The organism is Bacillus sp. MT94, assembly GCF_058792475.1.
In genome coordinates this window covers 438395-462683 of record NZ_JBXAEZ010000005.1, presented here as the reverse complement: position 1 = coordinate 462683, position 24289 = coordinate 438395, and the positions used below count along the sequence as shown (strand labels likewise).

Sequence of the window (24289 nt, the reverse complement as noted above, 5' to 3'; positions counted from 1 at the left end):
AAGGCATTCGGTAAAGGGCTATGAAAATAAGTTTTTCTTCTTTACATCCTTTTGTGAATTTTTTCTATTATATCGGGGTGATGATACTATGTATGATGTGTCTTCATCCTCTTTTTTTAATTGGAGCAATAGTATTAATTATTATGTTAAATGTGATGCAAGGAAATAGCGAAAAGATAAGAAAGATGCTACCGAGCACAATTGTTTTCTTTTTTATGGTAATTTTATTTAATTCGTTATTAACGCATAGAGGTCGAACTACGTTGTTTTGGTTAGGTGATAGCCGTATTAAGCTTGAGGCGATTATGTTTGGAATAGTAATGGGGTTATTACTAGTTGCAGTTATGTTTACGTTTGCGTCATACAATGATATTATTTCCAGTCATAAATTTTTATATTTGTTTTCAAGAATTTCACCGAAAGTTGCATTGTTAACGATGATTACAGTGAGATTTGTTCCTTTGTTTATAAGGCGATTAAAGAAAATCACACTCGTTCAAAAGACGAAAGGTGTGCAGGTAGATTCAGGTTCGATAATTGAACGCGTCAAAAATGGTATGCAATTGCTGCAAGTATTATTAATTTGTTCATTGGAAGATGCACTGCAAACGGCAGATTCTATGCAAGCTCGTGGATTTGGTGTAACGAAACGTACGACATATATTCGCTATAGAATGGAAAAACGAGATTGGTATACGCTCAGTTATTTAAGTATTCTATTTATAATTGCTATCATATGTAGTACGTATGGCGGAGGAAAGTTAATCATTTATCCGAAAGTCGAATCTATTTTATTTCAGCAATACGATGGGATGATGTTTATCGTATTTACGATGTTTATTAGTTTACCAATTATAATGGAAGGAAGGGAATGGTTATGGTGGCGCATGCAGAAATAAACAATTTATCATTTGTATATGCTGATGAAAACGAAAAAGCGTTACAGCATATTTCTCTTTCTGTTCAAAAAGGAGAGTTTATTGCACTTGCCGGCGGATCAGGATCCGGGAAGACGACTTTATTAAAACATTTTAAAAAAGAATTACTTCCAATTGGTAAGCGTACTGGGGATACATATTATGATGGTACTTTATTAGAAAATGTACCTGATTTGTTATCTGCTCAAGAAATTGGTATGGTATTTCAAAATCCAGAAAATCAACTCGTAATGGATACAGTTATTCAAGAATTAGCATTTTCTTTAGAAAATATTGGGTTACCATCACATATTATTCAAAAACGAATAGCAGAGCTTATTAGCTTTTTAGGATTTCAAGATTTATTGCATCAATCTGTTCACACGTTATCTGGTGGGCAAAAGCAACTTGTTAATTTAGCTGCGGTATTAGTTATGCAGCCGAAATTGCTATTATTAGATGAACCGACAGCGCAGTTAGATCCAATTGCTGCAAAAGAGTTTTTAGGATTATTAAAACGGATTAATGAAGAACTTGGAATTACGATTATTTTAAGTGAACATCGTTTAGATGAAGTTATCCCGCTTGCAACACGCGTTGTTTGTATGGATAATGGCTGTATTATGTATGATGGTAGTCCTAAAACTGTTATTACGAATATGTGGGGAGTAGAAACATTCCGTCCATTTATTCCGCAAATTCCAAGGCTATTTTTAGAGTGGAATGTGAGAGATATTCCGTTTACGGTGCGAGAGGCGCAAATGAAAATGAATAATTTTTCAGCGATATCATATGTAAATGAGCTAATAGCACAAAGTGAAAAGCAAGAGGTAATTTTAAGCGCAGAGCATATTTCGTTCCAGTACGAAAAAAATAGTCCGCTTATTTTACGTGATTTATCAGTTTCGATTGAAAAAGGAAAATGGGTAGCGCTCGTTGGAAAGAATGGGACAGGGAAGTCTACACTGTTAACGCTTTTAGCTGGTTTGCAAAAAGTGAGAAGAGGGAAAGTAAAGTGGAATGGGAAAGTGATACATAAAATTGATTCGAAAGAACGGTTTAAAAGTATTGGGTATGTATCGCAGCATCCATATTATCATTTTACATTTGATACAGTGTGGGATGAGGTGTATGAACGTGCACGTGAATTATACGGAGAACAAGGAAAAGAAATAGCAGAAGATACGCTAAAACAGTTTTGGTTGTACTCGCTTAAAGAACGCCATCCGCACGATTGTAGCGGAGGAGAGCAACAATTACTTGCGTTATGTACGACATTATTATCAAAGCCAACTTTATTATTACTTGATGAACCGACAAAGGGGTTAGATCCATGGAAGAAAGAAAGAGTAGGAGAACTATTTAGGGAGCTGCAAAAAGAAGGTACAACAATTGTAATGGCAACGCATGACATTGAGTTTGCAGCGAAATACGTGGATCAATGTATGATGTTATTTGATGGAGCAGTTATTATGAATGATGCACCGAAAGAATTTTTTAGTGGTAACTTCTTTTATACAACATCTATTAATCGATTCATTCGAAAAGAATTGCCATATGCATTAACGTGGGAGGATGTGTACGAAGCGTGTCCAAACGATATGTTGCATTCATAATAGGTATTTTTGCAGTAATAATAGGCACATTACTCTTTACTACACTTATTATGGACGGTTATTACATGTTAAGTAGTTTGTTTTTATTAGTTGTTATTATGTTACCTTTCTATATTCGTTTTGAAAGGAAGGCGTTTGTTTCACGTGAAATTGTTCTCGTCGCTGTATTAGCGGCAATTGCAGCAGTTAGCCGCGTACCATTTTCTATTTTACCGAGTGTACAACCAACTTCTTTTGTTATTATCGTTTCTGCAATTGTGTTTGGAAGTGAAGCGGGTTTTATGATCGGTGCAACAGCAGCGATTGTGTCTAACATCTTTTTAGGGCAAGGTCCGTGGACGCCGTGGCAAATGTTTTCATGGGGTATGATTGGTTTTATAGCTGGATTATTGCGTAATACATTTTTAATGAAAAAGCTATGGGGGAGACTTCTTTACGGAGTAATTGTTGGTTTTTTATTTGGTTGGATTATGAATTTCTGGGGCCTTCTCGGTTTTATACGAGAAGCAACGTGGGAAACTGTCATTTCGTATTACATCGCAAGTTTTTACTTTGATTTAAGTCATGCGATTTCGAATGTTATTTTCTTACTACTATTTAGTACGTCTTGGATTACGATTCTCACAAGATTTAAAAAGAAATACGGTATATTAGATAAGCATAACATAGCATAGAAAAGCATACTCATATAAGGTAGGGTCGCGACTTACATATTCGTTTGCCTCTTTCATGCTTCTTACATATTGTAAGGAGCATTTTTTTGTCAAAAAATAGATTCAATATGCATCCGCTATTATATAAAATTATTTGTATAATAGTACGTGAGAACTCTTTTCAAAAGGGAGGTGTATAGTTAATGAAGTTAGTTATTCCGAAGCAACATGGTGCATGGGCTATGCTTGTTATACCTTTTCTATTAAGTATCATACTTGGGAAACCTACTATTTATCATATTCCATTGTTTATAGCATGGTTCTTTATCTATTTAGCCACGTATCCATTTCTTACGTACATAAAGCAAAGAAGAAAAAAAGAATTTTTACATGCTGCTATTGTTTACTTTACTATCGCGTTCCTATTTGGGATGATTTCTTTATTATATGAGTGGCGAATTCTTTTATTCGTAATAGTAATGATTCCATTATTTATAGTGAATATGTATTACGCTCGTCAAAAAAATGAAAGAGCACTATTAAATGATATTTGTGCGATCATTGTGTTTTGTGTTGGTGGGTTAATTAGTTATTATTTTTCAATGAAACAAATCGATCATACAGCATTATTCATTGCACTTATTTCATTCTTATACTTTTTAGGTAGTACGTTTTATGTGAAAACGATGATACGTGAGAAAAATAATCCGAAGTATCGTTTTATATCTTGGGGTTATCATATTCTATTAACAATCATTGTATTTGCAATTAATCCGTGGTGCTCCCTTATTTTTATACCAAGTGTCATTCGAGCCATTATATTGTATGGCAAAAAAATTTCTATTATAAAAGTAGGGATTTTAGAAATTGTGAATTCTGTATATTTTTTAATCATAACGGCAATAATTATGAAGTATGCCATTTGAAAAAACTTCCCACCTTATGATGGGAAGTTTTTTCAATCTTGTTCTAAAATGTGAACGGTGTAATCGCAGCGTTGAATAGCTTGTTCGATCGCATAAAGGGATTGCTCAATACGAGCGCGATTAAAATCTTTTTCAACAGTCTGTAGTGCTTCTTCTAAACAATGTTTTGCTTCTTGTAATGATTGAAAAGAATCTTGTACATATCCGCGAGCATTTTGATGCATTTCATAATCCTCCTTGCATATTCATATATGTATAGTATGAACAGTAAAGAAGAAAATATTATTTGTTATATTTGTTTGACAATTAAAATGAAATTACGTATAGTAAGAATTAAGTGAATATTTTCTTATCCAGAGAGGTGGAGGGACTGGCCCGATGAAACCCAGCAACCGCGATGCAGGTGCTAATTCCAGCAGAACATATTTGTTCTGGGAGATAAGACGAAGATATATACGTAACTTCTTCTTATCGGAGAGGTTTTTTTGTTGCAAAAAAACCGATTACGAAAATTTATATTAAGAAGAAAGGGGTTGCGCATTGCTGTGACACTCGAAAAATACGTAAAACTGCGTAGTACAGTTTATGAATATATGATAGAGCAAGATAAGCCAATATCATTGTTAGATATTCAAGAACATATCGTTTCGCATCATGAAGGAAAATTCACGAAAAAGATGTTACATCAATTTTATTTATCAAGACTATTAGATGAACTGAAACTGGATGGGAAAATTACATTAGCTGATGAATATCTCTATACTGAAAAAGGGGTATTTTATAAGGCGAGAAAAGGGAGCTAAGCTCTCTTTTTTTTAAAATAACGGAGTATGTAGAGTAAAAGACTGCTTAAGCAGCCTGATACAGGGAATGGTGTTGAGTGTGTAGTGTCAAAAATTGAATGTGCCTGAAAGAGGCAATTCGTATCGGCTGCAAATGAAAAGAGACACCTTCGCCGAATAGGTGTCAGTCGTTTTGTCACGTAGACTTGCTACTTAACAGTAATTAGAATAACATGCAGGATTTTTGAAGTCAAAAGGGAATTAAAGGAAGGGGTACAATTATGTACGCTTACTTATTAAAAGATATAACGAAATGGATCCCAAAGTACATTGTAGATAAGGGATATGAATATTATGAAGATGGACATGTAGAAGATGTTGAAATACAAGATAAAAAAGTGTTTGCTTTCGTTACTGGAAATGCAGGGAATTATGAAGTAGTTATCGATCTCGAAGATTTTTCAAAAAGTAGTTGCGAATGTCCGTATGAAAATTATTGTAAACATATGGCGGCAGTTGTTTATGATATTCAAGGTGCTGGTGAGAGTGCAGTTAAAGAGAAACTGAAAGATTTAGAAAAAGAAGAGTTACTTACTGTATTAAATCGACTGTTGCAAAGTTCGAAAAACGTACAAATTGTAGAGAAGTTATTAAAGAAGGGATAACTTTAACGATAGAGGGAGTTGTTTTGTAGTGAACGTACTGATTATATACGCTCATCCTAATCCTTCAAGTTTTAACGGGGCAATTTTAGAGCATGTGCAAAAAGGGCTACAGGAAACAAATCATTCGGTTACGTTGCTTGATTTATACAAGGAACAATTTGATCCGGTACTTGTATTCAATGAAGAGAAGAAAAGACGTGATTTAATAAATGAAGAAGAGACAGCGCGGTATAGAAAATTAGTGGAAGAAGCAGATACACTTCTCTTTATATATCCGATATGGTGGTGGGGGATGCCAGCTATTTTAAAAGGTTTTATTGACCGTATTTTCGTAGCTGGATTTGCTTATAAATATGAAGGGGCTCTGCCGAAAGGATTATTGCAAGGGAAAAAAACGTGGGTTATTAATACGTTAGACTCGCCTCTATGGTACGTCGCATTGTTATATCGATCAGCAGATTGGATTATGATGAAGAGAGGTGTTTTACGTTTTTGTGGCATTCGTGATATAAAACGGTCAGTTTTTCAATCTGTGAAAACGAGTAAAGTATCAAAGCGCGAAAAATGGTTATTACAAATAGAAGAAAAGGCTCGTACATTATGAATGAAGTCGATCGTATTATAAACTGTTGTCAGTATGATAACGAACTTTTTCGGAAGTATATTACGTGTTTACTTCAATTGAAAAAATGCAGCGATACATTTCAACAAATTCAAATAGAGTTAAGAAATGATTATTTAATAAGGGGAATTTGTGAAAGAGAAGTTGATGAGGTAGTACGGGGAAGTAAAGAATATGAAATGCATTTTCTTCCTAAAGTATTACAGTGGAATTTTTTGAGGGAACATCCACACCTGATTGGAAAAATTTGCGAAGATTTTTTTGCATTTGAGTCACTACATCTTAAGGACATAGAGTGGAATACAGTTATAAATTGCATGGGAAATAAATGATTTATTATGTAAAAAAGCTAGTATAAAACTAGCTTTTCGTTTAAATAAATAAGAAGCATAGACTAATGATAAAACCTGCATATAGTAAGTTCACAACGCAAAATCCCATAATATCACGAGCACCTAAACCAGCTATCGCTAATGCTGGTAATGCCCAGAAAGGTTGAATTAAATTTGTCCAAGCATCGCCCCACGCAATGGCCATTGCAGTTTTTGCAGCAGGTACACCAAGTTCAGCGCCAGCTGGAATCATAATTGGTGCTTGCACGGCCCATTGACCGCCACCAGATGGAACGAAAATATTAACGATGCCAGCACTTAAAAATGTAAAGAGCGGAAAAGTCGTTTCATTTGAAATGCTAATAAAGAAATTAGAAATAGCTCCTCCAAGTGAAAGTCCTTCACTATTTACTCCAATCATCATGCCCATAATTCCTGCGTAAAACGGAAATTGAAGTAAAATGCCAGAAGCACTTTTCGTAGAGTCTGAAAAAGCGCGAATATACTGAATCGGAGTACGGTGGAAAATAAGACCGGCAATTAATAACATAAAAATCACGATATCGAGAGTAAGGTTAAAACCTTTCGTATAAAAGTAATTGAAAATATAAATGAGACCTAACAATCCAACGCAAAGTGTAATAATAATGCTATTTTCCATCTTTTCAGCGAACGTATTATTTTCTACTTCTTGAGCAGCAGCTTCTTCATGGAACACGCTAGGATCTACAGTTATCGTATGTTTTTCATCTGGATGCATCGCTTTATTAATGAGAGGCATCGTAACGAGAAAAATAATAACTGGAACGAGAGCGTATGGTGAGAATAACGTTTCTGTTATCGGAATCGCCTCTTTAATACTTCCAGCAGTCGTTTTAATTAACGTTTCACCGCCTGTTGCTAACGTAAGAGGGATAGAGGCAGAAAGACCGGCATGCCAAATGAGAAATCCAGAGTAAGAAGAGGCAATTGCTAGTCTATAATCTAATCCGTCCAGTTGCCTTGCCACTTCTTTTGCGTATAAAACAGATACAATAATTCCAAAGCCCCAGTTTATGTATGCACCAAGTAAACTTACAATTGAAATGGCAATAATGCCTTGGCCATTCGTTTTTGGTAGTCTGGCAGCTTTCGTTAATCCTTTTTTAATAAGAGGAGCATTTGCTAAAGCAGATCCAGTCACGAGTACAAGCGCCATTTGCATAGAAAAGGCGAGGAGTCCCCAAATTCCATTACCCCAGTGATTAATCATTTCTACAGGTGTTTGGTGAGTCGCAAACATACCAAAGAAGATAACGAAAACAGTTAGTAAACATGATAAAATAAACGGTTCTGGCAAGAAGCGTTGCACTAAGGCGACGCAACCATTTGTAAAGGAACGAAACAAAATAGATCAACCTCCTTATGTATATGTATTAAAATTATTCGAGGTTGTTTGGGAGATAACCTTTAATGTAAAGAAAATTCAGATATTTATAGAGTGGTAATTTATTGATAGGTTGATATAGAGCCTTGTATCAGATTCTGCTTTTAATATACTAGAAGAAAACGGTTGGAAATGGGGTAGCACTTATAAGGATAAGTATAGAGAAAGGTTACTAGCTGGCTTCAAAGCAACTGTTGCAAAATGGTCAAAAAATAAAGTTCATCATCCCTGAAGAAACTTTATTTTCATCTATAGAAGAAATTTTCGACCAATATGAACAGACAATCTTTGTAAGGGAAGTGTTTTAAAGGAAACGATTAATTTATTATCTTTTTAATAAAGTGATAGAAAGCTTCATTAAAAAGATGAAGCTTTCTACTTATAAAAGATAACAAAAATAATACATTCATTACTACATTTGTGTGCGAATTCAAGAAAAATTAAACCACCTAGCTCCTAAAGAGAATATAGGAAGCAGATGGTTTAGATGTTTTGAGAAGTATCCTGTTTTCAGGATTTAGTTAAGATTATTGATTTGCATTTTTATATCGATTAAATTTAAGTTTCTGGAATAATTGTAATAGCAACGGTCCGAATCGGAGCCTCTATTTCGTCATCTTTACTTTGGTTATTGTAGTATTTAATCATTAATTCGTTAAGTTCGTTTTGAAATTTTTCAAAGTGTTCCTCATCTAGCTTTAATTCTACTACAGAAAAAGTAGCCTTATCTTCTTGACTGTTTTGTTCCTCTAATTTCTTAAGGTAACTTTGATATTGTGTCATAAGTGATAACTGATAATAGGAAATGTAGTTTAACTTTTCATCATCAGATAATCCTTTCCATTCACTTCCTTCAATTTTTGCATCTTCTTCATTGATTGCGTAATATTTTTCAGAAACAGATTTTACCTTTTTTTCTTTAATTACATGAACGATACCTGAATCAACCATAGTTTGTAGCTGTCTATATAGTGTTGCTTGTGGTACATTTTTAATGATTTTTACCATTTCTAATGGTGTTAACCCATCTTCTTTATTTCTCATTAACACTTGGCAAATTTTCATTCTTACCGGATGCATTAAAATTTCAACTTTATTACTCATTATATCACCTTATGTATTGTTTTTTATTCTCATTATAAATAATGAGAATAATGATTGCAATCCATCCGTTTTTATTTTATCATTATCAATAATGATAATGAGATTTAAAAGGAGTGATGACAATGAAAATACATTATGGATTGAATGATCTTAAAGACATTGATATTATGGCTTTTCTACCCATTATATTACCAGTTATTGCAGTGGGAGCACTTTTAGTTTTAATTGCATTCATTGATTTATATCGACATAGGAAAACAAGAAAAAATGTACTTGTATGGACGTTAATTATTCTTTTCGTTAATATATTGGGACCTATCTTGTACTTTGTTATAGGGAGAAAGGACAGTGAGAAATTATGAAATTAGAGATTAAAAATGTAATAAAATCATTTAAAGGAAAAATTGCTGTGAATAATTTCTCGATGGAACTGCAAGCGGGGGAATGCGTCGGATTAATTGGACCGAACGGAGCAGGGAAATCCACATTAATAAAAGTAATTTCGGATATTATTCATCCAACTGCTGGTGAAGTTTTATTGAATGGGATAAAAATATCAAAAATGAAAAGTGAAATTGGTTATTTACCGCAATATCCTAATTTTTTTCATTGGATGACAGCGAGGGAAACACTTACCTTTATGGGCCAACTTTCGGGGTTGAAAAAAGAAGAATTGTCAAAGTCGATTCCAAAAATGTTGGAGAAAGTTGGACTAAAGGAAGAAGAAAATGCAAAGGTTAGTACATTTTCTGGTGGAATGAAACAACGACTTGGTATTGCACAAGCATTATTGCATAAACCTTCGCTTATTGTCATGGATGAACCAGTATCCGCATTAGATCCGATCGGCCGGCGGGAAGTATTGAATCTGATTAAAGAAATAAAAAAAGATACAACCATTTTATTATCAACCCACATCTTAAGCGATGCAGAAGAAATCTGTGAACGATTTGTCATTATAAAAGATGGAACAAAAATAGAAGATACAACGATTACGGAACTTTTACATCGTAATAGTGAAAATAAATTAATGATTGAAATAACAGCAAAAGATCAAAAGTGGATTGAAATTGTAAAAAAATTACCGTATGTGAAGGACGTTGAAGTGGTTGGGCTTAAAATCAAAGTGAAGGTTGAAAGTATTGAAATAAATAAAAATATGTTATTGCAAAATGCACTCGAACAGAAAGTGAACATCGTTAAATTTGAAATGAGCAACGATACTTTAGAAGAAATCTTCTTGAATTTGGTGGTGCAAAAATGAATAACTCAATTGTATTGATAAAAAAAGAATGTGTTCAAATGTTACGTGATTTCAAGATTATTTGGCTACCAATTGTTTTTATATTTTTAGGCGCAACACAACCGATAGTAATTCATTATTTGCCATCAATTTTAGAAGCGTTAGGTGGAGGACAGGGAATTACCATTGATCCGAGTATGGCAACGCAAAAAGGGGGCGAAGTATTAGCGAGTACTTTGGGATCCCAGTTTGATCAGCTTGGACTTATGATTCTAGTGATTTCTATGATGGGTGCAATTCAAACAGATAAAGCTAATGGTATGTTGGCCTTTATTTTAACAAGGCCCGTTACTGTTACTTCATATGTAGGTGGGAAAATAGTGTCAAACTATTTAATGGTAGCGTTTAGTGTAACAATTGGATACGTAGCTTCTTATCTATATGTAAATTTTCTTTTTACTGCCGTTCCATTTGCACACCTAATTACTGGATTACTATTTTATCTAATTTGGGTTCTTTTTATCGTATCTTTCACAACAATGATAAGTGCTATTTTTCACAGTCAAGGTATTATTGCATTAATTTCAATTGTATTCCTTTTAGCCTGCAGAGTAATCGTCGGTTTGAATCCAATAATGGATCAGCTTAATCCAGCCGGTATGAGTAAGTATGCAATGGAAACGTTAGTCACGGGGGTAGTAAATTCAAACGCAATAATTACTGGATTACTAACTATAGTGTGGATTTTATTGACACTCTTCGTAACGTATTATTGGATTGCTAATAAAAAGTTTCATTATGAATAACCGTGATGAGGGTAGTGGTTTCAAATAAAACAACGCAATAAGAAGAAGCTTCCACTACCGTGGAAGCTTCTCCAAATGATGTGCAATATCAACATACATATTTGAGTAAACTGAATGTATTTCATTACTTGGCGTAGCGTTAGAAGAGAAGTGGACAATTACCATATTTGCTTTCGGATCGATGTAAAGTGTTTGTCCGTAACTACCTAACACTTCAAAAGCACCCTGTTCATTGTGGGGAATCCACCATTGATTATGATAAGAAATGGAAGCTCCAGGGCCAATTGCAAGTTCACCTTCTTGGACATTTTTTATATCTCCAGTAATAGAAGAAGGGAGAATTTGTTTTCCGTTATATTCCCCGTTGTTTAATAGTAATTGCCCGAATCTCGCCATATCTCTAGCAGTTGCATTTAAGCCAGCGCTTGCTTGTTCTATTTTCGTTTCATCTGTAACGTAATACGCGTTTTCTTCCATACCAATTTGAGACCAAATTCGTTCGCTTACATTTTCAGCTAGTGATTTACCAGTAATAGTTCGAATAATCCAAGCGAGCGTTTCTGTTGATCCGTTATTGTAAGAAAAGGAAGAACCAGGCGGTGCAGTTTCTTCGGCTTCTCGTAACATATCATAAATTTTCATCGGACCGTCGTAATTTTTGCCGCGGGGTAAAATATTGCTAGCTAAATATAATTGTGCATCTTGATTTTCTAGCCCAGGCTGCTCATATCCGTGGGTCGGGTATTCTGCTGAAACTTGCATGTCCATTAATTGCTGAAGTGTCGCTTTTCCGAACGGTGTATTTTTTAATTCTTTTATGTAAGTGTCAGCTGTTTTCTCTAAATCAATACGATTCTCTTCAGCGAGAGATTGTATAATTGCCCCGGTAAAGACTTTTGCTAATGATGCCATACCATGAGGTTCATTCTGTTTATACCCATTGAAATATCGTTCATAAACAAGTTGTCCATTATGTACAACGACAAAAGCATCTGTTTTGTTATCGTCTAAAAGTTTTTTTAGAGGAGTTGTATTTCCGAATCTACGCTCCACAGCAAAATCGTCTAAGTTTTGCAATGCGGAAGGGAAGTGAGCAGTTTGGTCAGGATTGTTTTTTACGTTATTAACTAAAGTGAATTCTTTCATATGGGTATATGACCAACGTAAGTAAGGGTCATTTAACCAGTTTTCTTTTGTCACATTATGTTTTGATGGGGTCGTTTTATTTTGTTTGAAGTAAGTAAACCCAAGCCCTGTAATTACAAATATGAATGTTAGTATAAGTAAGAGTAGGGGAGATTTTTTTAGTTTCATATATGGCCCTCCTTTTTATTTCTACTATAAGTATACGCTCGTCTTGAAAGAAATACAAAATAAGGAAAGTAAACGGGGAAGTTTACTTTCCTTATTAACGTTAAGCGGAAATTTTTCCGTCTGTAGGTTGTTTCTTGAATTTTTGTTTTCGTCCGTGTAATCCATAATATAAAAGTAAAGTGAACGCAACGATAATAGCTGCGATAAAATACATATTATGATAACTGGATTTCGCTGCGACAATACCTAAAATGAAAGAACCAAAGCCAATACCACTATCAAAGAATGAGAAATACGTAGCTGTCGCAGAACCACGTCTATGGTTTGGAGCGGCAGAAATCGCAATCGTTTGGAAACTCGGAATTAATGTTCCGTAACCTAAACCGATTAGCATACCTGCGCCAAGGAACCAAAATGAAGTTTGTGCTTGGCTTAATATGAACATTCCGATTGTGAAAATAATGATAGCAGGGTAAACGAGTACATTTTCACCGAAGCGATCAAAAATCTTTCCTGTAAATGGACGAGAAATGACAACAACAAGTGCGTATAAAATAAAGAAGTAACTTGCAATTTCACTTAAACCGAGTTCTTTCGCATAAATAGGAATAAAGGATAAAATACCACTATAAGAAAAGGCTAAAACAAATCCTGTAAGTGCAATTGGAATAGAAGATGGTTCGATTAAGTCTTTCCATTTCATTTTTTCACGTTTTTGTTTGCTAACAGGTGCTTCGTGTGGAATATCTACAAGTAGTCCTAATAAAAATGCAAGTAATGAAAATACGGAACAAACGATAAATAACACAGTAAACGAAAAATGAGAAATAATTGTTAAACCTAAAAAAGGACCAATTACCATCGGCAGACTCATAAATACGCCGAAATATGCAAGTGCTTCGCCTCGTCGATGAGCTGGCGCAACATCAGTTACGATCGTACCAGTAGCTGTCGTTGCCATCCCGAACCCAATACCGTGTAAGAAGCGAAGGGCAAGTAATAAGAATAAACTTTGCGCACCGAAATACATAACAGTAGCGGCTAAAAATAATGAAAGTGAAATAAATAATATTTTCTTTCTTCCTAAATCATCGAGCCATTTTCCTGTGAATGGTCTACATAAAACAGAAGAAATAAGAAACACAGTTGCAACTAAACCAATTTCCTCAGGTTTTCCTTTTAGGCCGTCTATTACATAGACAGGTAGAGTAGTCATAAGCATGTAAAATGTTAAGAAGAGAAATAGACTACTAAAACAAGTTCCGAGGAAATCCTTCGTCCAAAGTTTCTCACTTTGCATCGTCATCCCTCCAATTTAATCTAAATTTTTAATAATTTGTTGTAACACTTGAAATGCTTGATGTAAATCATCTTCGTTAATACCTTCTAGCGTTTTTTCTTCGAAAGTATCAACTTCTTCTTGCCATATTGGAATCATCTTTATCGCTGTTTCGGATAAAGAAATGAGCTTCTCACGGCGATCTTTACCTTCTGTACGAATAATCCATCCCATCGTTTCCATACGTGTTAACGTACGAGTCATCGTTGGTGATTCAACATTTAAATACTGGCACAATTCTGTTTGCGTACAAGAACCAGTTTGATTAATGCGGAAAATAACAGCCCATTGCGCACTAAATAACCCTGTTGGAGATACACGTTCATTAAATTTCTTCGTAAACTTTCGAGAAGTCTGGCTGACGATGTGAAAAAAATGTTGTTTTTCGTCCATGTATTTTGATCCTTTCAAATTAGTTACCTAGCTAACTATATACTTTTTTATAATAATTGTCTAGTAATAGACATGTTGATTTATGTAAAAAATTCTTATAGGTTTTATGTTGCGAACGTACATTCTACGTGCTATTCTTTAATTAAGTAAAGAATTTTCTTTCTATTAAATAGAATGGGGGAACTTGTGATGATTAAGCCTGCAACAATGGAGTTTGTTTCACTATCGAACGGAGAAACGATTGCATATCAGGAAGTTGGAAGGCGAAATACAGATATTCTTGTACTCATTCACGGGAACATGACATCGTCACAACATTGGGATTTAGTTATTGAAAAGTTGCAAGATCAATACCATATTTACGCTCTTGATTTAAGAGGGTTTGGACAATCAACGTATAATCAATCGATAGATTCATTACAAGACTTTGCAGAAGATGTAAAATTATTTATCGACGAGTTAAAGCTAGAGAAATTCTCATTAATGGGCTGGTCAATGGGCGGTGGCGTTGCGATGCAATTTACAGCGAACCACCCAACTTTTGTAGAAAAGTTAATTTTAGTAGAATCAGTAGGAATGAAAGGTTACCCAATCTTTAAAAAAGATACGAATGGGCAGCCGATTGTATCAAGTTTAGTAAAGACGAAAGAAGAAATTGCACAAGATCCAGTACAAATCGCTCCAGTATTAGACGCGATAAAAAATATGAACAAACTATATTACCGTACAGTATGGAATCTATTAATATATACGCATAACCAACCTGAACCGGACCGTTATGAAAAGTATTTAGATGATATGTTAACGCAACGTAATTTCGTAGATGTGAATTATGCGCTCATTACATTTAATATTTCAGATGAATATAATGGGGTTGTAGAGGGAAGTAAGCAAATTCATCGTATTAAAGCGCCAACACTCGTCATACAAGGCGATAGAGATTATGTCGTTCCGCAAGTAGTCGGTGAGGAATTAGCGAAACATTTGCAAAATGCAGAGTTGAAGGTATTAGAAGATTGCGGACACTCGCCGTTTATTGATTGTTTAGATGTATTTATAAAACATGTAGAGAATTGGTTAGAACAGAAATAATCCCCGAAATGAACAGTATTGCATATACTATAACATTTGTATGTTAAAGGGGAGATTATCAATGCATCAACCATTTTTCATCGCTTATTCGCCATATAATCATTACGCATATACAAAAATGATGATAAAACCGCTGTATATGCAAGTTTCGCCAGCTGTAGTTCCTTTACAAATGCAATATCCGCAGCCACCAATCGCTAACGCACAGCAATACTTATATGAAACTGCTTTTTATAAACATCCATACTTTAAGCAATTTCATAACAATGTGAAAGCACAAGTTTGGGAAGGATAAGGTAACAAGCTAAAAGATTCATTCTTTTAGCTTGTTTTTTATTGCGAATATTCGTACACGCATTTGCAGAAACAGTTTATAATGAAAAGTGGAAGCGTGAGAAGGAGAGGGACAAAGGATGTCAATGCGTTTTACATTTTGGATTATGGTTGGGATTGTAGCAATTTCTGGTTTATCACAAGGAATGCTCTTACCTGCCATTGCAATGATTTTTGAACAAGAAGGGGTTAGTTCAAGTATTAACGGTATTCATGCGACGGCATTGTACATCGGGATATTAGTTATTTCGCCGTTTCTTGAAAAACCGATGCAAAGGTTTGGAATGAAGCCAATTATTGTTATAGGTGGGTTTCTCGTTATTATTTCATTATTCTTTTTTACACAAACATTTTCATTTTGGGTATGGTTTATCCTTAGATTTCTAGTTGGAGTCGGAGATCATATGCTTCATGTCGGAACACAAACATGGATTACGACAACATCGGACCCAAGTAAAATAGGGAGACAAGTATCGATATACGGTGTATTCTTCGGAATTGGTTTTGCCGTTGGTCCGTATTTAGCAAGCACTGTACAGTACGGTCTTGCAACGCCATTTATTATATCTACTATACTTTGTCTAATAGGTTGGCTGTTACTATTACCAACAAAAAATGCATTCCCAGCGCAAGATGAAAGAGAAGTGAAGAGTGAATCATCATTTTCTCGTTATAAACAAGTTGTTGGATTAGGATGGATTGCGTTACTAGGACCACTTGCATACGGTGTACTTGAGGCGATGTTAAATAGTAACTTACCAGTATACGCACTTCGTAAAGGGTGGTCTGTTTCAGATGTATCCTTCTTATTACCAGCATTTGCAGTTGGGGGTATTATTACACAGATTCCGCTCGGTATATTGAGTGATAAATACGGAAGGGATCGTATATTAACCTGGACGTTTAGCATAAGTACGGGCATTTTTCTACTTGCCGCCGTATTTGATCAATATTACTGGATCGTCTTTGCCTGCATGCTTTTAGCGGGTATGGTTATTGGATCGTGTTTCTCTTTAGGGCTTGGATTTATGACTGATTTATTACCGAGACACTTACTACCGGCAGGTAATATATTATCCGGAATCGCTTTTAGTTTAGGAAGTATTATGGGGCCTGTATTAGGCGGCGTATTTATAGAAAAAATACAGTATACAAGCTTTTTTATTGCGGTTATGATTATAATGGGAATTCTAGCAATGTTATACATGGTCTACATGAAGAATCAATTCGCATCAAGAAAAATAGAAAGTAGGTTAGGGCATGACAAAACAACCTAATAAAAAGAAATTTGAAGTACTTGAAAATGAAACAATTACAGACTGCTTAGCACGTATGGAACAAGAAGGCTACGCTCCGTCTCGTCGTATGGAAGAGCCGATCTTTCATGAAGTAAAGAAAGACGGCAAAACAGTAGTTGAGCCGTGCGGTAGGAAGATTGTTTTTGAAGGGAAATTGAAGTAATCCAATAACAAATTCTCTTTATCGTATAGAGCCATCCAATAGCTGGGTGGCTTGTTTTTTTATTAATCAATGAAGGAAGGAATTAATTAAAATGAATCTCCCTTTCATTTCTCCTAATTGGCTTCATTATATGGGTCAAAAGATTGCTACTTTTTTCGTATATTGGTAAAATAAGTTCTTGGGTCTTACTTATTGTTATCGGTATAATGTTTGTCGCTTAACGTAAAGAAATTAGTTACAAAGATTCCATAATATTTAAAGGGGGTACAGCAACGATCCCCTCTTTTTGGAGCCACTCACAAACGTAAAGCAAGAGAAGAGGCTATATGAACTATTCTTCTATCTTGTTTAGATTAAACGAGTTACTGCAATTGGAACAGGTATATGAAACTAGTCGACATCCTGATGGAATTGATAGATTGCTAGAGAATGGAAAATGATTATCTGTATATTCCGAAGCAGATGTAACAGAGTGTCCTTCCATAATTAAGGGTAAAACCAAAATACGTTGTTTTAAAGAATGATTTGTTAGAACTGGTTATAAGTAATAAAACAGAAAAGAGGATCACATGTTAGATACTTTACAGAGAAGTAAAAAGTTTTTTTTATTATGCCTTATTTTTTTAGTGCTTTTAACTGCTTGTGGTAATACAGATGTTAAGACATCTAAAGCTTCATTACCACCGGCTGAATCTAATATAGATACATCATTAAAAGCACCAAATTGGGTAGAGAAGAGTCCTATCCAACAGTCTCCTAATTTTACGGAAGATAAAAAAGTAAAATCGGTTGTGAATTTAATAGCAACGGGTGATAATTTATATCATGACGCAGTAATTAAAGATGGCAAACAAAAAGACGGTTCATATGATTATAACTATATTTATGAAAATATCAAAAAAGCTGTTAAATCAAGTGATCTTGCTATCGTGAACCAGGAGACTCCAATTGCAGGAAATAATCTAAAAGTACAGGGATATCCGACTTTCAATACACCTGAAGAAGTAGGCCAATCTTTAGTGGACACTGGATTCAATATAGTGACTCAAGCGACAAATCATGCTATGGATATGGGTATTAAAGGTGTTGCGAATACAAGAGAATACTGGAAGAAATATCCGGATGTTATCCCAGTAGGCATTAATGGGAGTCAAAACGAGCGTAATGAAATAAAAACGATTACAAAAAATGGTATTCGCTTTGCGTTACTAAATTATACATATGGTACGAATGGAATTAAAATTCCAGCTGATAAGTCTTGGGCTTTAAATTTAATTGATAAAAAAGCGATACAAAATGATGTGGAAAAGGCAAAGAGTAGCTCTGATATGGTGATTGTTATGGTGCATTGGGGAGTAGAATATACCTCAACACCTTCAAAGCAACAAAAAGAAGTTGCTCAATATTTAACAGATTTAGGTGTAGATGTAGTAATTGGAAATCATCCACATGTAATTCAACCAATTGAGTGGAAACAAAATAAAGATGGACATGAAACGCTAATCTATTATTCTCTTGGAAATCTTATTTCTGCGCAAGAAAAATTAGAAACATTGGTTGGAGGACTATCTTATATACAATTCGTCAAGTATGAAGATAAAACTTTTGGTATACGACAAGCGGCAATCGTACCGACAGTAACCGACTACGCTGATGGTAAGAAACAATTTAAAATTCAATTTTTAAAAGATTATTCGGATGAAGAGTCTAAAAAACATGGAATTAAAAAATTTGTCGGCCCCGTTTCTTTGAAGGATTTCAAGGAGATTCCTAGAGACGTGTTGGGAAATTGGTATAAAGACTAATAAACAAAAAGGGAATGAGATACAATTAAAAAATTTATAATTTTAGCATTGGTATTGGCAATGGGATGGAGTCTTGCTGCTTGTAGTGGAAAGCAAACATCTCAGGAAACTACTAATAATAACGATAAAAATAAAAAAGAGATACATGCGAATAAAAAAGATGTTTTACCTATCTCTGATCCTAATGATTGGAGAATTATTCTTGTAAATAGAGAGCATATGTTATCAAAGGAACTAGGAATTGAATTAACAAGTATTACCCAAAATGCTAAGCCGAATATGAAAATAGATAGTAGAATTGCAACTTCCTATCAGGATATGGTAGCAGCTGCAAAAAAAGAGGGAATCAATCTTTATTTAAGATCAGGTTATCGAGCTATAAAATTACAACAAACGTATTATGATGCTTCAGTTAAAAGCTATAAATCTCAAGGTTTGTCGGACAAAGAAGCTAGTGCTAAAGCATTGGAATATCTTCAGTATCCTGGTGCAAGTGAACATCATACTGGATTAGCGTTAGACATTATTTCAGTTGAATGGCAGAATACTGTAGAAGATTTAAATGCAAAATTTGAAACTACCGATGCATTCAAATGGTTAGATAAGAATGCTGCAGAGTATGGATTTACTCTCCGCTATCCAAAAGATAAAGAGAATATTACTGGCATTAAGTATGAGCCATGGCACTATCGTTATGTAGGAAAAGAAGTTGCTGTTTATCTAAAAGAAAAAGGGTTAACTTTAGAAGAATATAACGAAAAAATTAAGTCTGGTAAGTAAAAATACACTTTGATTCTATTAAAAAGTCAGATTTGGAGGGTGTGTTAATCTTCCTCCTAGAATTGCGAAAACAGTGTATGATAATGTAAGCACGTATGAACCAGTTATCGTGTGAAACGATGTATGTATAAAAAAGTTACATTTATAAAAGAAGCAATGAAAAAGGATCTGATATTCATATCAGATCCTTTTTCATTCACAACATAGAATACTTACTTAACTAAGCCTTAAAGACTGCCTGCTTTTCAGGTACTACAATAGTAACCTCGCTTTTTTATTTTGGATGTTCGTTTTTCTTAGCTTGATAGACATGTGGAAGTAGTTCAAACAATGCGATTAGCATTTTTTTGTTTGCATGATTTGTGCACCGGATATTCACTATTGATTTCAGTTCAGTAATAACGAATTCTACAATAGATGACAGAACGTATATTTGGTATAATGGAAATATACTACTTAAAATAATGTACATGAGTTATAAAATCTATGTAAAGAGGTAAGGACTACATAACAATAACTAAATGTAAAAGTTCTAGTACATATAGGGTTCAGTTCATGTTAAGCAAATTCGTTGTGAGAAAGGAAAAGATGTAATGAATCAAATTTCATTTGAAGATTTATTTGAAGACGAAAAAGAAAATAAACAAGAAAAGGTAGAGGTAGCCGAGATACCTGCACCTTTATCAACATTGCAAAAAGATATATTGGAATTAATGGATTCTGAAGAAATAAGTGCATTGGAGCTATGCGAACAGTTAATACGATCTGGTAAAATATCAGACGAAAGATTTACAACGAATAAGCCAAAAGCATATGGACAAGTATGCTTAGCGTTGGAAGGCTTTGTTACAGAAGGAAAGCTTACTTTTGTTAAAAACGATGAGAAAAGAGATAGGGTGTATAAAGTGAAAGAAGAAATTTCTAACATATAAGTTGTAAAGAGGGAAATGAATGATTTTTAGGGAGGTAGTCCATTTTCTACTTCTACATTAAAAAAAGGTGCCAATCTTTCTTGATTGACACCTTTTTTAATAATCTAACATCTAACGTATTTACGTTTGAAACCAACTCTTCCTCTATCGACTTCTTTCTGAATACTTTCGGAAGCATTTAACAAACTGCTTTTTTTATTATCACGTTTTACTTCAACTATACCAACTTCTTTTGCAGTCTCGACTGCTTTTTCGTGTAGTGGCACATATGAAATTGCTACAGTATTTATAAAATTATTCATAGCAGATTTTGTTCGTTCTGGCGCAGCATGAATTGTATTTTTTACAATTTCAAGCATATCGGAAATTTTGCTTTCGGCAAATTCATTGTCTTTGCGATTTCCTAAAAGCCAGCAGTAGCAACTCCAGCCCGCTGACATTCGTAGCTCATCCCCACTTGCAATCCATTTATCCGCAACGTCTTGGGCGATAGTTGACTCCGATAAAGTTACTGCTACCACATAATCAGATAGCATATAAAAATATGCCCCGTCCATCCAGCGATCAAAATCAGACTCATTCATAGCTTTTGGATCTGCAATAATGCCTGCAAAGTACATAGCATCGTAGTTACCTGTAGCATAAAGTTCCTCAGCTAACTCTTGATTTACTTTTATTTTCTTAGCGATTGGTTTCATAGCACCTGTAGCTACGCCAAAAGCCGGCTCGTGTGCACCGTTAGAGATGTATGTTTTTTTTGTTCTTTCCTTACCAAGGGCTTCAAGCTCTTGCATGACTGTTTTAAAATCCATAGCTGTGCACTTCCTTCCTTAATATAAGTAATCATCTAGTTTATATATTTTCAATTCTAATACTAATCGTATGTGAGTAGGATGTCTACTTTCTATAATATTCCCGTATTAATTTTGAAAGCCTAGCTATTCATACTTATGAGGGTACTATATTAATGTAAAGGGAGGGACAATACGGATGTAAATAATATTTTATCTTTGGCTCTTTCTCTGTATTATCATGTTATTTTATAATAAGGAAATAAATAGCATTTTAAATTAAGTATGTGAGGTTAGTTATAAATGATAAAGAAATTTACTAGAGTAGTATTAACTATGGTTATGCCAATCAGTCTTATTACAGGTTGTGGAGCTGCTGAAAAAGCTGAAGCACAAAAGCCGAAAGGGGTACAAAAGGAGAAAAAGGACTATACGGATTACTCATATGGTAGCAAAGGTATACTAGTAAGCGGAAAAGCGAAAGAACGGCAACAATACGAGATTGGATATATAGATGATAACAAGTTAATTGGGATTGATGAAAATATTGAAGACTGCATTATTTTAGATAATAAAGATGAAGTAGGTCTCATTTGGAAACAAATAGAGCGTGGATCTATTATTGAAGTGCAATACGGTAAGGATCGCAATGATATTGTAGGCGTGCAATTCGTAGGAGATCGTGAGCCATACGAAATTAGTGATAAGTTTGATCGAAATACGATAAACGAAATTGTCGGACAAGTTAAAGGTAATTTGTAATAGTATATAATGTGAAAGAAATAGCATTTACTATAGCTATTAAAGTGTGGATTGTTGAAAATGCTTTTGACGGTATTGGTAATTAGTTGTAAAATAATTTTTGTTGACGGATTTTGTAAAAAGTATGTTAGATGAAATTCATTTGTAGGGATGACATATAAATATTTTCTTAACGGGCATAAAATAATATAATTTAAATATATAAATAAAAAGAAAATATATTAGAAGTACATAATAGATTTGTATTTTTAAAATTAATGTGACAACAAAAGGAGGTTGAGATATATACACGGCGAAAATGTGTGTATATCTATTTATAATAATGAATAAGACAATCAAACAACAAGTAATCGCACTATCAACAAGTCTAGTGATTTTAGGGAGTGTACCTTTATCAGCATCAGCAGAAGAGATAAACAAAGCTCAAACTGATCAACTAAATATTGCCCAAGGAGAACATGGAACGAGCGGATTAAATTATTCTAATTTCAAGTTGGAAGTTCCTGATTATGTACAAGTTAACGAAGCAGAAGTGTCTGAAAATGAAAAAATGCTTTTAGAAGAATATAAGCATAAACATGATGAAACAGAAGAATTAAACAAAATGAAAGATGCAAAGAAGGGGCAAGTAGCAGAAAAGGAAGCTATTTTAAATATTGAAAAGGCATTTGAATCTGTAGATGGTCGAAATGATGGATCTGATCGTCAAATGAAACCTGTTGCAAAGCCAAGAGGTATTCAATATAGTGCACCGAGTACGAAGAAATATGGAACACTTGCAGGAGTTCCATTTGTAGAGTGGATTGTTCCAGCAGGAAACTCTGATATTCGTCCTGCAAATCCGATGAAAGCACGTTACATTACAATCCATGAGACGGCAAATACGGCCGCTGGTGCTAATGCTGAAAATCATGCGAAATATTTGTATAAACAAGCAACAGAGGGGACGTTCCGAACAGCTTCATGGCATTTTACAGTAGACGATAAACAAATTTATCAACACTTACCAACAAACGAAAACGGTTGGCATGCAGGAGATGGAGATGGATCAGGAAACAGGGAGTCTATCGGTATCGAGATCGCGGTTAACCAAGACGGTGATTACAATAAAGCTTTAGAAAATGCAAAACGACTTGCGGGTTATTTAATGAACAAAGAAGGAATTGGTGCAGATCATATTTACAAGCATCAACAATGGAGCGGGAAAAAATGTCCTGACATTTTAATTTCACGTGGTAATTGGGCTGGTTTCGTACAAGGAATTCAGTGGTATGCAAATATAAATGCGCAGATTGATACTCCTTTACAAGATAAAAATGACTCATTTAATCCAAATGAAAATAATCCAGCTGAACCTAGCATGGAACTAGTGGTAAATGGTAGTGGCATCAATGTACGTAGTGATGCGGGTATTGAACATCGTGTTGTACGTAAAGCTTCAAACGGAGATCGTTACAAAGTATTAGCGGTTAAAAATGGTTGGTATAAAGTAGGTAATGGAGAATGGATTTTCTATGACCCAAGTTGGATTAAAATTAACTACAATGTACCAAAGGAAGAGGTACAAAAGCCTAAGGAAGAAGTACAAAAACCAAAAGATGATATTACAGGTGGCTGGTTTGAAGGGCATATTCGTAAATTAAACAGTCTAGGTATTATGCAAGGCGAAGGCAATGGTGTATTTGCGCCATATCGAAATGTAACGAGAGCGGAGTTTGCGAAATTAATCTCGAATGCTCTTAAACTACCAGAGGGAAATAAGTCATTTGTAGATATTAATGAGGCACATCCATCACTTCATGACGGTATTAAACGTTGTGCAAGTGCAGGAATTATTAATGGTCGTGGTGAAGGGGTTTTTGATCCTAACTCACCAATTACTCGTGAAGAAGTATCTATTATGATTGACAAAGCATTACGATACAAAGGAATTCCAGGTGAGTTAGTAGCATTACCATTTACAGATAAGCATTTAATAACATATAAAGAATCGGTTCAACGATTATACAGCTTAAAGGTAGTTAATGGTGTTGGAAATAATGAGTTTGATCCCCGAGGTACAGCGACTCGTGGTCAGGCAGCTGCTTTTATTGTGAAGATGTTAGATTCAATGCAAAAATAAAACTTTAATCAGTGGGGCCACTCGCGTTGCAATCGAGCAGTTTATTCACCGAATTTTGAAATGAGGGTTTTAC

27 protein-coding genes and 1 riboswitch are annotated in these 24289 nt (G+C 34.6%); of the genes, 20 read left to right on the top strand and 7 right to left on the bottom strand.

Annotation, left to right across the window (positions count from 1 at the left end; all coding sequences use genetic code 11):
• Positions 1 to 20: 20 nt before the first annotated feature.
• From AC1Q51_RS20425 to AC1Q51_RS20410, 4 genes are all read left to right on the top strand, one after another.
• Complete coding sequence (locus tag AC1Q51_RS20425) at positions 21 to 899, top strand: energy-coupling factor transporter transmembrane component T (RefSeq protein WP_015055161.1); 879 nt, start codon at positions 21 to 23, stop codon at positions 897 to 899.
• On the top strand, positions 872 to 2533 hold the full coding sequence (locus tag AC1Q51_RS20420; protein WP_016512560.1) for an ABC transporter ATP-binding protein: 1662 nt from the start codon (positions 872 to 874) through the stop codon (positions 2531 to 2533). The genes AC1Q51_RS20425 and AC1Q51_RS20420 overlap by 28 nt, the downstream gene beginning before the upstream one ends.
• Positions 2506 to 3207, top strand: coding sequence for an ECF transporter S component (locus AC1Q51_RS20415; protein ID WP_071714306.1), 702 nt, complete (start codon positions 2506 to 2508; stop codon positions 3205 to 3207). Before AC1Q51_RS20420 ends, AC1Q51_RS20415 begins: the two co-directional genes overlap by 28 nt.
• Positions 3208 to 3389: 182 nt before the next feature.
• A complete protein-coding gene (locus AC1Q51_RS20410; RefSeq protein WP_072939075.1) occupies positions 3390 to 4112 on the top strand; it encodes a YwiC-like family protein in 723 nt (240 codons plus the stop codon).
• A 32-nt stretch (positions 4113 to 4144) separates the two neighbouring features.
• Here AC1Q51_RS20410 and AC1Q51_RS20405 read toward each other — a convergent pair whose 3' ends face one another.
• A complete protein-coding gene (locus tag AC1Q51_RS20405) occupies positions 4145 to 4336 on the bottom strand; it encodes a hypothetical protein (protein WP_000554029.1) in 192 nt (63 codons plus the stop codon).
• Positions 4337 to 4458: 122 nt separating this feature from the next.
• A riboswitch (SAM riboswitch) is annotated at positions 4459 to 4557 on the top strand.
• Positions 4558 to 4597: 40 nt separating this feature from the next.
• Here AC1Q51_RS20405 and AC1Q51_RS20400 point away from each other — a divergent pair.
• From AC1Q51_RS20400 to AC1Q51_RS20385, 4 genes are all read left to right on the top strand, one after another.
• Positions 4598 to 4915 carry a hypothetical protein gene (locus tag AC1Q51_RS20400; protein WP_002094089.1) on the top strand — a complete coding sequence of 106 codons (318 nt, stop codon included), beginning with the start codon at positions 4598 to 4600 and terminating at the stop codon, positions 4913 to 4915.
• 260 nt (positions 4916 to 5175) lie between these two features.
• Positions 5176 to 5559 (top strand): SWIM zinc finger family protein, encoded by a 384-nt coding sequence (locus tag AC1Q51_RS20395; RefSeq protein ID WP_000271532.1) that lies wholly within the window; start codon positions 5176 to 5178, stop codon positions 5557 to 5559.
• A 28-nt stretch (positions 5560 to 5587) separates the two neighbouring features.
• A complete protein-coding gene (locus AC1Q51_RS20390) occupies positions 5588 to 6163 on the top strand; it encodes an NAD(P)H-dependent oxidoreductase (protein ID WP_001101578.1) in 576 nt (191 codons plus the stop codon).
• Entirely contained in the window at positions 6160 to 6513 is a 354-nt protein-coding gene (locus tag AC1Q51_RS20385) for a hypothetical protein (RefSeq protein ID WP_001006466.1), read from the top strand. Before AC1Q51_RS20390 ends, AC1Q51_RS20385 begins: the two co-directional genes overlap by 4 nt.
• A 40-nt stretch (positions 6514 to 6553) precedes the next feature.
• On the opposite strand, the gene AC1Q51_RS20380 is transcribed toward AC1Q51_RS20385, so the two are convergent.
• Both AC1Q51_RS20380 and AC1Q51_RS20375 read right to left on the bottom strand, forming a co-directional pair.
• The gene (locus AC1Q51_RS20380) at positions 6554 to 7900 is read right to left on the bottom strand and encodes a short-chain fatty acid transporter (RefSeq protein WP_000490008.1); all 1347 of its coding nucleotides are present in this window, start codon (positions 7898 to 7900) and stop codon (positions 6554 to 6556) included.
• A 597-nt stretch (positions 7901 to 8497) separates the two neighbouring features.
• Entirely contained in the window at positions 8498 to 9043 is a 546-nt protein-coding gene (locus AC1Q51_RS20375) for a transcriptional regulator (RefSeq protein WP_000066851.1), read from the bottom strand.
• Positions 9044 to 9165: 122 nt separating this feature from the next.
• Between AC1Q51_RS20375 and AC1Q51_RS20370 the strand changes: the two genes are divergently transcribed.
• From AC1Q51_RS20370 to AC1Q51_RS20360, 3 genes are read left to right on the top strand one after another with little or no spacing between them, the layout of a single operon-like run.
• A complete protein-coding gene (locus tag AC1Q51_RS20370; protein WP_000690914.1) occupies positions 9166 to 9405 on the top strand; it encodes a PLD nuclease N-terminal domain-containing protein in 240 nt (79 codons plus the stop codon).
• Positions 9402 to 10307, top strand: a complete 906-nt coding sequence (locus AC1Q51_RS20365) for an ABC transporter ATP-binding protein (protein WP_000763099.1) — start codon at positions 9402 to 9404, stop codon at positions 10305 to 10307. Before AC1Q51_RS20370 ends, AC1Q51_RS20365 begins: the two co-directional genes overlap by 4 nt.
• Entirely contained in the window at positions 10304 to 11092 is a 789-nt protein-coding gene (locus AC1Q51_RS20360; protein ID WP_061660432.1) for an ABC transporter permease subunit, read from the top strand. The genes AC1Q51_RS20365 and AC1Q51_RS20360 overlap by 4 nt, the downstream gene beginning before the upstream one ends.
• Positions 11093 to 11146: 54 nt before the next feature.
• On the opposite strand, the gene AC1Q51_RS20355 is transcribed toward AC1Q51_RS20360, so the two are convergent.
• The 3 genes from AC1Q51_RS20355 to AC1Q51_RS20345 all read right to left on the bottom strand — a co-directional run bounded on the left by AC1Q51_RS20355 (position 11147) and on the right by AC1Q51_RS20345 (position 14138).
• On the bottom strand, positions 11147 to 12406 hold the full coding sequence (locus tag AC1Q51_RS20355; protein ID WP_098352381.1) for a serine hydrolase domain-containing protein: 1260 nt from the start codon (positions 12404 to 12406) through the stop codon (positions 11147 to 11149).
• 100 nt (positions 12407 to 12506) lie between these two features.
• Positions 12507 to 13706, bottom strand: a complete 1200-nt coding sequence (locus AC1Q51_RS20350) for an MFS transporter (RefSeq protein ID WP_001190318.1) — start codon at positions 13704 to 13706, stop codon at positions 12507 to 12509.
• A 15-nt stretch (positions 13707 to 13721) separates the two neighbouring features.
• Entirely contained in the window at positions 13722 to 14138 is a 417-nt protein-coding gene (locus AC1Q51_RS20345; RefSeq protein ID WP_000343675.1) for a MarR family winged helix-turn-helix transcriptional regulator, read from the bottom strand.
• Between the two features lie 189 nt (positions 14139 to 14327).
• Here AC1Q51_RS20345 and phaZ point away from each other — a divergent pair, with 189 nt between their 5' ends.
• From phaZ to AC1Q51_RS20310, 7 genes are all read left to right on the top strand, one after another.
• On the top strand, positions 14328 to 15230 hold the full coding sequence (phaZ, locus tag AC1Q51_RS20340; protein WP_000594883.1) for an intracellular short-chain-length polyhydroxyalkanoate depolymerase: 903 nt from the start codon (positions 14328 to 14330) through the stop codon (positions 15228 to 15230).
• A 61-nt stretch (positions 15231 to 15291) separates the two neighbouring features.
• On the top strand, positions 15292 to 15525 hold the full coding sequence (locus tag AC1Q51_RS20335) for a hypothetical protein (protein WP_000554159.1): 234 nt from the start codon (positions 15292 to 15294) through the stop codon (positions 15523 to 15525).
• Positions 15526 to 15643: 118 nt separating this feature from the next.
• Positions 15644 to 16840 carry an MFS transporter gene (locus tag AC1Q51_RS20330; RefSeq protein ID WP_000062798.1) on the top strand — a complete coding sequence of 399 codons (1197 nt, stop codon included), beginning with the start codon at positions 15644 to 15646 and terminating at the stop codon, positions 16838 to 16840.
• Positions 16824 to 17024, top strand: coding sequence for an NETI motif-containing protein (locus tag AC1Q51_RS20325; protein WP_000166303.1), 201 nt, complete (start codon positions 16824 to 16826; stop codon positions 17022 to 17024). Before AC1Q51_RS20330 ends, AC1Q51_RS20325 begins: the two co-directional genes overlap by 17 nt.
• Positions 17025 to 17593: 569 nt before the next feature.
• Positions 17594 to 18829 (top strand): CapA family protein, encoded by a 1236-nt coding sequence (locus AC1Q51_RS20320; protein WP_072939055.1) that lies wholly within the window; start codon positions 17594 to 17596, stop codon positions 18827 to 18829.
• A gap of 48 nt (positions 18830 to 18877) precedes the next feature.
• A complete protein-coding gene (locus AC1Q51_RS20315; RefSeq protein WP_000241993.1) occupies positions 18878 to 19609 on the top strand; it encodes a M15 family metallopeptidase in 732 nt (243 codons plus the stop codon).
• Between the two features lie 593 nt (positions 19610 to 20202).
• Complete coding sequence (locus tag AC1Q51_RS20310; RefSeq protein WP_001071899.1) at positions 20203 to 20541, top strand: DUF3895 domain-containing protein; 339 nt, start codon at positions 20203 to 20205, stop codon at positions 20539 to 20541.
• Between the two features lie 104 nt (positions 20542 to 20645).
• Here AC1Q51_RS20310 and AC1Q51_RS20305 read toward each other — a convergent pair whose 3' ends face one another.
• On the bottom strand, positions 20646 to 21353 hold the full coding sequence (locus AC1Q51_RS20305; protein ID WP_400513670.1) for a DNA alkylation repair protein: 708 nt from the start codon (positions 21351 to 21353) through the stop codon (positions 20646 to 20648).
• Between the two features lie 282 nt (positions 21354 to 21635).
• Between AC1Q51_RS20305 and AC1Q51_RS20300 the strand changes: the two genes are divergently transcribed.
• A complete protein-coding gene (locus AC1Q51_RS20300; RefSeq protein ID WP_492331682.1) occupies positions 21636 to 22094 on the top strand; it encodes a hypothetical protein in 459 nt (152 codons plus the stop codon).
• Positions 22095 to 22416: 322 nt separating this feature from the next.
• Positions 22417 to 24216, top strand: a complete 1800-nt coding sequence (locus AC1Q51_RS20295) for an S-layer homology domain-containing protein (RefSeq protein ID WP_492331681.1) — start codon at positions 22417 to 22419, stop codon at positions 24214 to 24216.
• Positions 24217 to 24289: the final 73 nt, after the last annotated feature.

Bases quoted from the DNA above. Each gene is read 5' to 3' on its own strand.
- AC1Q51_RS20425 (WP_015055161.1), top strand. From the start codon at position 21: ATGAAAATAAGTTTTTCTTCTTTACATCCTTTTGTGAATTTTTTCTAT.
- AC1Q51_RS20420 (WP_016512560.1), top strand. From the start codon at position 872: ATGGTTATGGTGGCGCATGCAGAAATAAACAATTTATCATTTGTATAT.
- AC1Q51_RS20410 (WP_072939075.1), top strand. From the start codon at position 3,390: ATGAAGTTAGTTATTCCGAAGCAACATGGTGCATGGGCTATGCTTGTT.
- AC1Q51_RS20405 (WP_000554029.1), bottom strand. From the start codon at position 4,336: ATGCATCAAAATGCTCGCGGATATGTACAAGATTCTTTTCAATCATTA.
- AC1Q51_RS20395 (WP_000271532.1), top strand. From the start codon at position 5,176: ATGTACGCTTACTTATTAAAAGATATAACGAAATGGATCCCAAAGTAC.
- AC1Q51_RS20385 (WP_001006466.1), top strand. From the start codon at position 6,160: ATGAATGAAGTCGATCGTATTATAAACTGTTGTCAGTATGATAACGAA.
- AC1Q51_RS20375 (WP_000066851.1), bottom strand. From the start codon at position 9,043: ATGAGTAATAAAGTTGAAATTTTAATGCATCCGGTAAGAATGAAAATT.
- AC1Q51_RS20370 (WP_000690914.1), top strand. From the start codon at position 9,166: ATGAAAATACATTATGGATTGAATGATCTTAAAGACATTGATATTATG.
- AC1Q51_RS20365 (WP_000763099.1), top strand. From the start codon at position 9,402: ATGAAATTAGAGATTAAAAATGTAATAAAATCATTTAAAGGAAAAATT.
- AC1Q51_RS20360 (WP_061660432.1), top strand. From the start codon at position 10,304: ATGAATAACTCAATTGTATTGATAAAAAAAGAATGTGTTCAAATGTTA.
- AC1Q51_RS20355 (WP_098352381.1), bottom strand. From the start codon at position 12,406: ATGAAACTAAAAAAATCTCCCCTACTCTTACTTATACTAACATTCATA.
- AC1Q51_RS20350 (WP_001190318.1), bottom strand. From the start codon at position 13,706: ATGCAAAGTGAGAAACTTTGGACGAAGGATTTCCTCGGAACTTGTTTT.
- AC1Q51_RS20345 (WP_000343675.1), bottom strand. From the start codon at position 14,138: ATGGACGAAAAACAACATTTTTTTCACATCGTCAGCCAGACTTCTCGA.
- phaZ (WP_000594883.1), top strand. From the start codon at position 14,328: ATGATTAAGCCTGCAACAATGGAGTTTGTTTCACTATCGAACGGAGAA.
- AC1Q51_RS20335 (WP_000554159.1), top strand. From the start codon at position 15,292: ATGCATCAACCATTTTTCATCGCTTATTCGCCATATAATCATTACGCA.
- AC1Q51_RS20330 (WP_000062798.1), top strand. From the start codon at position 15,644: ATGTCAATGCGTTTTACATTTTGGATTATGGTTGGGATTGTAGCAATT.
- AC1Q51_RS20325 (WP_000166303.1), top strand. From the start codon at position 16,824: ATGACAAAACAACCTAATAAAAAGAAATTTGAAGTACTTGAAAATGAA.
- AC1Q51_RS20320 (WP_072939055.1), top strand. From the start codon at position 17,594: ATGTTAGATACTTTACAGAGAAGTAAAAAGTTTTTTTTATTATGCCTT.
- AC1Q51_RS20310 (WP_001071899.1), top strand. From the start codon at position 20,203: ATGAATCAAATTTCATTTGAAGATTTATTTGAAGACGAAAAAGAAAAT.
- AC1Q51_RS20305 (WP_400513670.1), bottom strand. From the start codon at position 21,353: ATGGATTTTAAAACAGTCATGCAAGAGCTTGAAGCCCTTGGTAAGGAA.
- AC1Q51_RS20300 (WP_492331682.1), top strand. From the start codon at position 21,636: ATGATAAAGAAATTTACTAGAGTAGTATTAACTATGGTTATGCCAATC.
- AC1Q51_RS20295 (WP_492331681.1), top strand. From the start codon at position 22,417: ATGAATAAGACAATCAAACAACAAGTAATCGCACTATCAACAAGTCTA.